We start from the raw sequence: 11,190 nt of genomic DNA, 5'->3' as shown, positions 1-11,190 counted from the left end.
GACTCCTGAATTCTGACTCCTGAATTCTGACTCCTGAATTCTGACTCCTGAATTCTGACTCCTGAATTCTGACTCCTGAATTCTGACTCCTGACTTCTGACTCCTGACTTCTGACTCCTGAATTCTGACTCCTGAATTCTGACTCCTGACTTCTGACTTAAGCTCTGGGTGCAAACATGATAATTAAAACACTCAGTAAAGCGAAACTTGCTCCTATTAGGTCGTAGCGGTCTGGAGTTATCCCGTCTACCTTCCAACCCCAAAGCATTGCCATTGCGATGAATACGCCACCGTAAGCCGCATACACTCTGCCAAAATTTGCCGATTGGAGAGTTGCAATAACCCCATAGAAAACTAAAGCAATTCCCCCCAATATGCCCCACCAGAACGGTTTACCTTCGCGCAACCACAACCAGATCAGGTAGCCGCCCCCGATTTCAAATAAACCAGCCCACAAAAAATACAGCAGGGATTTAATCATTTGATCGATTATTTAATAAGTCGAACTCAGTAAAATTACGCTAACGCTTTTAACTAAACTATTGTCATTAATTGAAGTAAGTTTGTTGAACTGGGCATTGGGCATTGGGCAAAACAGTTCCAAGTTCTGAATGAAGAAGTAAGATTCCTCACTCAGCACGGGCTAAACCCTAGCTATCCGATAACAGTACTTCTGAGGAGCATTGGTTATTTACCTAAGTTTAGGGGTTTAAGTCCCCTGCTTCTTAAGCAGAAGGTTTTGGGTCGGGGTCTGTCTTGAGAAATCGCTCCACTTGGGGCAAAGCCCCAAGACCCCTTCGGGGTGATGCCTCCGGCACGCTGGCGCGAACGGCAGTTGAACACGAGTGGAAACCCCCTGTTCCCACACTGCCTCACCGCGTTTCTCGCACTTCTCCCCGTCACAAAACTTACTTGCGACTTGCGACTTGCGACTTGCGACTTGTTTTACTGCTGCCCTGCCCCCAGTTCCCAGAATATAGATAAGGCTGAAGATGAAAGCACCATTACCTGATAACGAAGCACAGAGAATCGAGACGCTTTTGGAGTATAAGATTCTTGACACGCCATCTGAAGCCGCTTTTGACGACCTCACCCGTTTAGCCTCGTATATTTGTCAGACTCCTATTGCCTTAATTAGCTTAATTGATACAAATCGTCAGTGGTTCAAGTCAAAAGTCGGAATGGATGCCTTAGAAACACACCGAGATTTGGCATTCTGTACCCATGCTATTTTACAGCCCGGTGTTTTTGTTGTGCCTGATGCAACAGATGACGAACGGTTTGCGACAAACCCACTGGTAACATCTGATCCAAATATTCGGTTTTATGCTGGTGTACCTCTGATTAACCCTGAAGGATACGCGCTAGGAACTCTATGTGTGATTGACTACGTACCACGAGAACTGACTCCAGAACAATTGGAGGCATTACGAACATTAGCTCGTCAAGTTATCAAGCAGCTGGAATTGCGCCGAAATTTAGCAAGTTTGGTACTTGTTAGCAAGAAAGGCAAACAGGCGCAGGGGATACGCCAGCAATTTTTCAAAAAGATTGCGGCAGGTTTTGGTTTGGCATCGGTAATTTTAGTTCTGATTGGTGTGGTTTCTTATGAAAATACAAGAGTATATAATAATCGCAGTATAGTAAAAAATACTTATAAAAAAATTAAAAGTCTAGACGAACTACAGTCCCAGATCAAAGATGCCGAAACTGGACAAAGTAGTTACATCCTGAGTGGAGAAAAAATTTATCTAAAACCTTATCAATCAGCACTTGCGAACGTCAATCAAGAAATTGCCAAGCTGAAGAGTTTAACAGCAGATCAACCGAACCAACAAAAGCAGATTGCAACGCTTGAATCTTTGATAACAGCTAAACTTACTCAACTAAAACAGACTATCGACTTGCGCCAAAACCAGGGATTAGAGGCGGCGTTGCAAGTACTACTCAGAAATGAGAAACAAAATCTCATCGATAATATCGGCAAGATGATCAATGAGATGAAAAACGAGGAAAGGGGGCGGCTTCAGCAACAGTCACAAACAGCAGAAGCTTGGACTCGTAACACAATTCTGACACTTGCGATCGCTATCTGCCTAACTATTATTGTTCTGGCTGTAGTCTACTACTTCATCTATCGTGAGGTGATTGAACACAAGAAGACAGAAGAAGCCTTAAACCAAGAACGCAACTTTATCTCAGCAGTTCTTAATACAGTCGGCGCGTTGGTAATAGTTTTCGATTCTCAAGGGCAAATTGTTCGCTTCAATCAAGCCTCTGAGAAAATAACGGGTTACTTCTTCGAGGAGGTGAGGGGTAGGTATTGCTGGAACTTGTTGCTAATTCCTGAAGAGGTGGAGTCGTTCAAAGCAGTTTTTGAGCAGTTGCGTTCTGGTCAAATCCTCAATGACTACGAGAACCATTGGGTAATGAAAGATGGCAGTCGCCGACTGATTGGCTGGTCAAATACCTTCTTAAAAGACTATGAAGGATCAGTGGAATACATTGTTAGCACTGGCATTGACATCACCGATGTCTCCGACGATCTTCGCTTACGCAAACTCGCACAACAGCATCTAACTGCTCAATATGCTGCAACCCGCGTTTTAGCGGAGTCCACCACGATTAGCGAAGCTACTGGCCAAATCCTGCAAGGAATCTGCGAGAGTTTGGGATGGGATTTGGGTGAAATTTGGATGGTAGATCAGCAAGCAAATCTGTTACGTTTTCTTGATATGTGGCACAAAGTACCCCTTCAGGTGCAAGAATTTGAAGCACTGAATCGGCAAACCACATTTCCACCAGGAATTGGACTACCTGGCCAGGTTTGGGCTAGTTCTCAACCTGTTTGGATCACTGATGTCGTTAAAGAACTCAGTTTCTCCCGCTTCAAAATCACCGATCAAGTAGAACTACGTGCAGCTTTTGGTTTTCCGATTCGCAGTGGTAAGAAAATTATCGGTGTCATTACTTGCTTCAATCGGGAAATCCAGCCGCCTGACCAAGATTTGATCAAAACGATGAATTCGATTGGTGAGCAAGTGGGGCAGTTTATCCAGCGTAAACAGGCTGAAGCAGAAATACAACGCCAAAACTTGCGATCGCAATTATTTACCGAAATCACTCTCAAAATTCGCCAGTCTTTGCAAATCGAAGAAATTCTCCAAATCACTGTCCAGGAGGTACAAAAGATTCTCCAGACTGACCGAGTTTTGATCTATCAGCTTTTGGCAGATGAGTCTGCACCCACCGTTACTGAAGCAGTAGTTTCTGGCTTACCAGTAATTAAAGAGCAAAACATCACCACCCTCTACTTACAAGCGGAATATTTACAACAGCACTATCTACAGCAGTACCGTCAAGGACAGATTTTCGGGCTGGGTAACTTCGATTTGCCGGAAGTTGAACAAAGCCATCTGGAATTAATGCAACAGTTTGGGGTGAAAATCAATTTGGTTGTGCCTATTCTGGTCAAAGAAGAACTTCGTGGTTTGCTCATAGTTCATCAGTCTGACGATTCCCACCACTGGTCTAGCTTTGAAACTCGTCTTTTGCGGGAAATAGCCGACCAAGTAGGTATTGCCTTAGCCCAAGCCCAACTATTAGCAGTAGAAATTCGTCAGCGAGAAGAACTTGAAATTGCCCGTCGCCAAGCCGAATTAGCTTCTCAGACGAAAAGTGCGTTTTTGGCGAATATGAGTCATGAAATTCGCACTCCGATGAATGCTGTCTTGGGAATGACCGGTTTAGTGTTAGATACTCCCTTAGATGCAGAACAGCGAGATTTTATTGAAACAATTCGTAGTAGTGGAGACGACCTTTTAACTTTAATCAACGAGATTTTGGATCTTTCTAAACTTGAGGCTGGACAGATGGCTCTGGAAACTCTAGATTTTGACCTATCCACTTGTGTAGAAGAAGTGGTGGAATTATTGGCTCCCTCAGCCCATAAAAAGGGATTAGAAATTGCCGCACTGATTGAACACAACGTCCCCACCCACCTCAAAGGAGATCCTGGTAGGCTGCGGCAAATTCTGATGAACTTAATCAGCAACGCTATCAAGTTTACCAGCGCTGGTGAAGTTTTAGTGCAAGCCGAATTGCGATCGCTTTCCCCGACTACAGCCACTATCCATTTTGACATCACAGATACCGGTCTTGGCATTAGCCCTGAAGACCAACGCAAACTCTTTACGCCATTTACCCAAGTCGATGCTTCTACCACTCGCAAGTATGGTGGTACCGGTTTGGGATTAGCTATCTGTAAACAACTGGTAACTTTGATGGGAGGAATGATTGGGATAGAAAGTCAGATGGGGAAAGGATCTAAGTTTTGGTTTGAGGTGCTTTTTACCATGCAAGTTGAGCCGGTTTTGCCAAAAAGCGATGGCTTTACCAACGCCAACGCCGAAGAACGCGGACTTTTGAGCGATCGCCGCTTATTAGTGGTGGATAATAACACTACTAATTACAAAATTATTTACCATCAAGCTACTCATTGGGGAATGCAGGTAGATTATGCTGACAGTGTTGCTGCGGCGCTCAAAGCTATTCAGTCAACTGGTGAACAGGGGAAATGTTATGATATCGCCTTAGTTGATATGCAAATACCCCAAATAAATGGCATGACAATAGGCGAACAAATTAAAGCTAATTCGGCAATTGCTGAGATACCTTTGATTATGCTCACCTCTACTAATCAACGGGATGAAGTGCAGCAGGCGCTCAAAATCGGATTTGCTGCTTATTTGGTCAAACCCATTAAGCCATCACGACTCCTCGATACTATAATAACTATTTTAAAAACTCAGATGGAATCACAACAAGGGGCTAAAGACTGGAAACTAGAAGCTACTGAAAAAATCCAGAGTGCAGAAACTTTAGGTATTCTGACTTCCTCTTCCCCTAACCCCTCTACTAAATTCAAGTTAAGAATTCTCATAGCTGAAGATAATTTGGTGAATCAGAAAGTCGCCTTGAAGCAACTCCAGAATTTGGGCTACAAAGCCGATGTCGTTGCGAACGGAAAGGAAGTTTTGCAGCTATTAAAAAAAATTCCTTACGATTTGATTCTCATGGATTGCCAAATGCCAATTCTCGACGGTTTAGAAACCACAAAAGAAATTCATCGTTGGCAAGAAAGGAGCTTTGCTCTGCGTCGTCGTCCTGTGGTGATTGCGATGACGGCTAATGCGATGAAACAAGACGAAGAAATGTGTCTCAATGCCGGAATGGACGGCTATCTGAGTAAGCCAGTATTTAAAGAAAAATTGGCTGCGATTCTAGAGCATTGGACAGGCGCGATCATTTCACAACAAGAGGCAGTTATGTCTGAACAGGCAGTTTCCACGGACTTAGCAATTGATTGGGAATACTTACATCAAATATCGGGAAACGATCCAGAATTTGAATTAAATCTATTGCAAGTATGCTTTGAAGATATGAAACCCCGTTTAGAAATAATTAAAGCAGCGATCGCATCTGATGACTTTGGACAAATTGCGCGAGAAACTCATCAACTTAAAGGTGCTAGTGCCAACATTGGAGCCACAGCTATATGCCTAGCAGCTGAGAAGCTAGAACAATTGGCTTACCATCAAGAACGTAGAGGTACTACTGACTTAATTTTAGAGTTAGAAGAATTTGTCAACCGGATTCAAGACTTTTTAATTTAAGATAAATTAGACTTTACAAACATCCTTTTAGACGACAGGTTTGCTAATCTAGTAGCTGATACCGTCAGTACTTGACGATTTATCAAAAAGATGCGTCTAAAACCCCGTCATAAAGGACGGCTTTAAGTTTTGTGGCAATGAGTCTTTATCCCCGTTACAAAACTGTACTTCCGACTTCCGACTTCCGACTTCTTCAATATTCCAGAGGTATTATGAAGCGCTTAATCTACATCATCCCCGTTACTGCAATTGGCCTACTGACATTGGTAGGATGCAACAGCCCTCAAGAATCTGCTACCCAGACTCCTGCTACTACTGAAACTACTGCCGCAACAACAGTATCCAAAACTCCTGGTGCTACGCAGGGAGGTTTTGATACTTTGGTCGGTGTAGTTTCAAATACAAAAACTGCGGTGTCAGCCGGAAACTTTGGCAAAGCTCAACAGGAATTTGATAAGTTTGAAAACTCTTGGTCTAAGGTTGAGGATGGTGTCAAAACTAAATCTTCAAAAACCTATAATGCGATCGAAGATGCTGCGACTCAGGTAAAGGGTGCGCTGAAAGCAAAAGATAAAGCGAAAGCTCTTAAGGGGTTACAAACACTTGACACAAATATCGCCACTGTTTCTAAAGGTTAATTAATATATCAGCAGCAATCAAAAGACAGCAAAAAAACAAGCTTTAAATCTGACTGTGAGATAAATATAGCAGTTCTCGTTTGGATGCAATACATGCTACGGGCACAGCATTGCTGTGCCCCTACGAGTGGTCTGTATTCCATGCAATTGAGAACCGCTATAGTTCTGTACCTCATCAAGTTGCAAACTGCTATAATTTCCACTGAAGAATTTGGATAAATGCGTTCATTTGGCCAGTACTACTGGACTCTAGCAGATCAAGAAAACCTCACCCTGGTTATGCTACGCAAAACCTGTCCCTCTCCTTAGTAAGGAGAGGGATGTCTGTCAGGACAGGGTGAGGTTTTTGGGTAATTCGATAACTTGTGTGTACACCCTAGCAACACATGCAGGGGGTTATTTTTTTTGCTTAGATTCCCAGAATGCGACTTGACTTAGGATAAAACTGTAAAGAGACAGAGGGAAGGAAAAAGTACTTTTATGCGTCATAGTCTACATCATGTCTGGCTACTTACAGCAGAATTCTCATGTAAAACAGGCTTTATGCTTGGTTTTGAGACTTAGTTTGTGTACTTCACTTTCTTTGAAATCTGCTGAAATTTGGACAGACATAACTTTTTCAATTCTTTGACAAGCTCCTGTCACATCAAGCTCTTAACTTAAAAATAAATATTAGTTTTGGCGAAAGAATTATACGTGACAACAGCCAGAAAAATCTGGAAAAATTCTTGATTTTTACCTTTTAAAGTCAAGCTACAAACCGACTCCAATCACAATTAACCTCAGCACTTTAATTATCGAAATTAAGAATTTCGTTCTAATTTCATTTCTGAATGTCACAGTAATTCTCTCGGATTGAAATTTCTTTACCTCTAAATCAACAAGTTTTTCTGAAGGTTCAAATAACTATGAATAATCTATCTCATCAGTCTCTAGAAGTAAATAATAAAAAGGAAAAACCTTTATATACTGCTGATACGGTGCGTACTTATCTTACCGAGATTGGACGTATACCTTTATTAACTCATGAGCAAGAGATTAATTTCGCCAAGCAAGTTCAACAGATGATGGCTTTACTTGCTGCGAAAGAAAAATTAGCTATTGAATTAAAACGTCAGCCGACACAAGAAGAGTGGGTTGAAAATATAAATATCGGTGAAAAATTACTGCTGCAACAGCTACATCAGGGACATCAAGCCAAGCAGAAAATGATTCAGGCTAACCTGCGACTTGTGGTGTCTATTGCTAAAAAATATCAAAGACATAACCTAGATTTTCTCGACTTAATTCAAGAAGGAAGTTTAGGTTTAGAGCGAGGAGTTGAGAAATTTGACCCTACTAAAGGGTACAAGTTTTCAACTTATGGCTATTGGTGGATTCGTCAAGCAATTACACGAGCGATCGCCGAAAAAGGGCGTATTATCCGCTTGCCTATTCATGTTACCGAAAAACTGAATAAAATCAAGCGTATTCAACGCGAATTAACTCAAAAATTAGGTCGTACTCCTACCACAGTTGATATCGCCGAAGAACTATCTTTAGATCCTAAACAAATTCGAGATTATTTACTCTTAGCACGTCAACCTATCTCTCTAGAATTGCGAGTTGGCTCAGAAAAAGATACAGAATTACAAGATATGTTGGAGGATGATGGACTCTCTCCAGAATTATATGCTGACCAAAAGTTTCTCCAACAAAATATTCAAAACTTATTGTCAAAATTAACTCCCCAGCAACGAGAAATCTTAACTTTACGTTTTGGTTTAACAGATGGAAATGAACTTTCTTTAGTGGAGATTGGTCAACGTATGGGTATTAGTCGAGAACGAGTGCGACAGATAGAGCAAAAAGCTTTGGGTACTCTACGAAGACATAAGGATAAGATACATAGCTATCTAGCTAGTTAATTTTGATAGAGAGAAGAGAGATTCAGATATGAGCGATCGCAACCTACAAAAACAGAGATTCAACAGTCAGATCCTTTTGGGTGATGGTGAACTGACGCTGTTGTGCTGTGGGGTGTAAAGCGATCGCTATCACACCCTATAGCCACGGTTAACATTAGTAGAACTAACCATCAGAGCTAGCAAACAACTTTATGGGCGAGTTCATCTATGATTAGATACAACCCGCCCACACCTTCTATAGAAGTCTTTTGGCATTTTAGATTTTTAGTGGGGGTGGAGGGACTTGAACCCACACGACCGTTTAAGATCAACGGATTTTCATTCTCCCGCAGTTTTCACTGCTACCTGATAGCTTTAGCAAGGCCAGGTTTTGAGAATTGGACTCTCCCTTTACCCTCGACTTTACGTTAGGGTAGCTCCCGTCGGGTCTCTGCACCTTCCGAATAGTTAGGAGTTAGGAGTTAAGAGTTAGGAGTTTTAATTTACTCACTACTCAGTACTCATTACTCACGACTTTTTTCGGCTTGGCTCAGGATTGCCATGTCTGTTGTCAGATTTAGGTTTCCCTGAGTTTGAGAGCTTCCACTTGAGGGATTTCTCCTTCAAGGCTCAGTTATCTAAGTCCGTAGCGTCTACCATTCCGCCACACCCCCATTGGTGTTTGGCAACTAGTATAACTAGTTCTTTTGTGGAGACAGTAAATACCTCCTCATCTATTCCACCATCAATTGTGTCTTTTGTCCAACTAGATTCAAAATATTTTTTCCAGAGTAGGAAGTCTTGTTTGTTTCTTCCTAATCAATCTGGATGAGTTTTCGATCTGGTCTGACTAGAGCATTGTTTGCTAGTGAATTTTCTATTATAGCATGATATTGTCAATTTGGACATAAACAGGGAATTCTGGTGCGGTGATGTTGAAAGCATTTATCGAACAGAATTCAGGAGTCAGAATGAATTCTGAACGAAAACGCCGATTATTCATCGGCGTTTTTGCACCCCCACCAAAAATTCTAGTTTTGTGGTCAACAAGAAAGTCGCTGGTCCCAATCCCCGACTGAAAGATTGCTGAATTCTGGATTCTGCATTCTTCTTCAAGACTTACTTCTCTGAGTCTGGCTCTTCAGCCTATGATGGAAAACAGATGCTTAAGACTTGAAAGTTATGATTGTCGCCCTGCTGTATCTGATTTTGGCTGGAGCTTACCTTCTAGTAATCCCGATTGCTATCTTGCTGTACCTGAAGCAGCGTTGGTATGTAGCTACCTCCATTGAGCGTGTCTTTATGTACTTTTTGGTGTTTTTCTTCTTTCCGGGTTTGTTGGTTCTATCGCCGTTTGTAAATTTCCGACCCCAACGGCGACAAATTCAAGTTTAACGAGATTGGTAGGTCATAACTCTCATGCGACGGATTGACGCGATTGGAATTGGCTTGGGTGTTTTTATTGCCGGCGGCTTGGCATATCTAGGATTACAGCTAGTCGGTTTGGATAATCAGCAAGCTGGTATATGGAGCCAAGTCTTACTAGTCAGTGGGTTAATTGGCTGGTTAGCCACCTATTTTTTCCGGGCGGTGGGACAAAAAATGACCTACCATCAACAGAGGGAACACTATGAGCAAGACTTTCTGCAAAAGCGGCTAGAAGAGCTTACTCCCGAAGAACTAGCACGAATTCAAGCTGAAATTGAACAAGAAGAGCAATCTCAGGTGTAAAGTTATCATTGGTTCTTTGTCATTTGTCATTTGTCCTTTGTCCTTTGTGAATAACCGAAAATGACCAATGACCAATGACCAACGACTAATGACTAATGACCAATGACCAATGACTAATGCTATGACTGCGATTTCTGATTGCTTTGAAACTCTTGGGCGCAATGGTGAGTGCGCTCTGATTCCTTTTATAACTGCTGGCGATCCAGATTTAGAAACAACAGCAAAAGCTTTGGAAGTTCTAGATCGTAGTGGAGCCGACATAATTGAACTAGGTATACCCTACTCCGATCCTCTAGCGGATGGGCCAGTGATTCAAGCTGCTGCTACCCGCGCCTTGCAAAGGGGAACGAAATTAGAGCAGGTACTAGAAATGCTGCAAGCAACTACTCCCAAATTGCGATCGCCCATTGTCCTATTTACCTACTACAACCCAATTTTGCACCGGGGAATTGACAAATTTCTCCAGGAAATTGCTGCGGCCGGAGTAGCGGGATTGGTAGTACCAGACTTACCTTTAGAAGAAGCTGCAAGCTTGCTGCAACCAGCTAGCGCCATCGGAATTGATCTGACGTTGTTCATAGCTCCCACCAGTTCAGATGAACGAATAGAAGCGATCGCTCGTTCTTCCCAAGGATTTATTTATTTAATCACTGTGACAGGGGTTACGGGAATGCGATCGCAAGTGGAAAACCGCGTGTCCAATTTACTCAAACAAATTCGTGGTGTTACTGATAAACCCATTGGTGTAGGCTTTGGGATTTCCGAAGCGGCACAAGCCCGTCAGGTAAAGGAATGGGGCGCAGATGCCGTGATCGTGGGCAGCGCTTTTGTGAAACGGTTAGCCGAAGGCACCCCAGAGCAGGGATTAAATGCGATCGCCCAATTTTGCCAAAGTCTCAAGGCAGCCATCAACACCACCAATACCAGCATAAATACTCCCCTTGATCAGATCGGGAAAGTAGATTAAAAAAGTATGATAAAACTTTAAACAAAATCTATTCAGATTGGCTCCGTTTATTGGCTATAATCTCTACTGAGAGCAGTAAGAAGCCACCTCATACTGATTAAGAAACGCCATTATCAATAAAAAAGTAATCCCGTCAAGGGATAGGGGATATCTGGTAGTACATCCAAGGCGACTAACTCCACTATTTAAGCGTGTCCATGCTGAAAGTAGAGTGGCTTAAACCTAAATTTCAAACGTCTGGCTATATTTGACTATAAGATTTGGAACTATAACAGTGTAGTTTTTCTATCCTT

8 protein-coding genes are annotated in these 11,190 nt (G+C 42.3%); 6 read left to right on the top strand and 2 right to left on the bottom strand.

Annotated elements, in window-relative coordinates:
* Nucleotides 1–157 precede the first annotated feature (157 nt).
* Complete coding sequence (locus V7K27_RS33470) at nt 158–481, bottom strand: YnfA family protein (RefSeq protein ID WP_334953011.1); 324 nt, start codon at nt 479–481, stop codon at nt 158–160.
* Nucleotides 482–992: 511 nt separating this feature from the next.
* On the opposite strand from V7K27_RS33470, the gene V7K27_RS33465 reads away from it, so the two are divergent.
* The 3 genes from V7K27_RS33465 to V7K27_RS33455 all read left to right on the top strand — a co-directional run bounded on the left by V7K27_RS33465 (nt 993) and on the right by V7K27_RS33455 (nt 8,220).
* Nucleotides 993–5,675, top strand: coding sequence for a GAF domain-containing protein (locus V7K27_RS33465; protein WP_334953009.1), 4,683 nt, complete (start codon nt 993–995; stop codon nt 5,673–5,675).
* 212 nt (nt 5,676–5,887) lie between these two features.
* A complete protein-coding gene (locus tag V7K27_RS33460; RefSeq protein ID WP_334953008.1) occupies nt 5,888–6,313 on the top strand; it encodes a DUF4363 family protein in 426 nt (141 codons plus the stop codon).
* 908 nt (nt 6,314–7,221) lie between these two features.
* Nucleotides 7,222–8,220 (top strand): RNA polymerase sigma factor, RpoD/SigA family, encoded by a 999-nt coding sequence (locus V7K27_RS33455; RefSeq protein WP_334953006.1) that lies wholly within the window; start codon nt 7,222–7,224, stop codon nt 8,218–8,220.
* An 859-nt stretch (nt 8,221–9,079) separates the two neighbouring features.
* Here V7K27_RS33455 and V7K27_RS33450 read toward each other — a convergent pair.
* Nucleotides 9,080–9,202, bottom strand: a complete 123-nt coding sequence (locus tag V7K27_RS33450; protein ID WP_334953005.1) for a hypothetical protein — start codon at nt 9,200–9,202, stop codon at nt 9,080–9,082.
* Nucleotides 9,203–9,381: 179 nt separating this feature from the next.
* Here V7K27_RS33450 and ndhL point away from each other — a divergent pair, with 179 nt between their 5' ends.
* The 3 genes from ndhL to trpA all read left to right on the top strand — a co-directional run bounded on the left by ndhL (nt 9,382) and on the right by trpA (nt 10,897).
* Nucleotides 9,382–9,594, top strand: a complete 213-nt coding sequence (gene ndhL, locus V7K27_RS33445; protein ID WP_334953003.1) for an NAD(P)H-quinone oxidoreductase subunit L — start codon at nt 9,382–9,384, stop codon at nt 9,592–9,594.
* 24 nt (nt 9,595–9,618) lie between these two features.
* Entirely contained in the window at nt 9,619–9,930 is a 312-nt protein-coding gene (locus V7K27_RS33440) for a DUF3007 family protein (RefSeq protein ID WP_334953001.1), read from the top strand.
* Nucleotides 9,931–10,051: 121 nt separating this feature from the next.
* On the top strand, nt 10,052–10,897 hold the full coding sequence (gene trpA, locus V7K27_RS33435; protein WP_334953033.1) for a tryptophan synthase subunit alpha: 846 nt from the start codon (nt 10,052–10,054) through the stop codon (nt 10,895–10,897).
* Nucleotides 10,898–11,190: the final 293 nt, after the last annotated feature.

It is taken from the genome of Nostoc sp. (genome assembly GCF_036919575.1).
Lineage (GTDB): Bacteria > Cyanobacteriota > Cyanobacteriia > Cyanobacteriales > Nostocaceae > Nostoc.
Note: the sequence above shows the minus strand (reverse complement) of the source record. Positions and strands in the feature narration are given on the sequence as shown.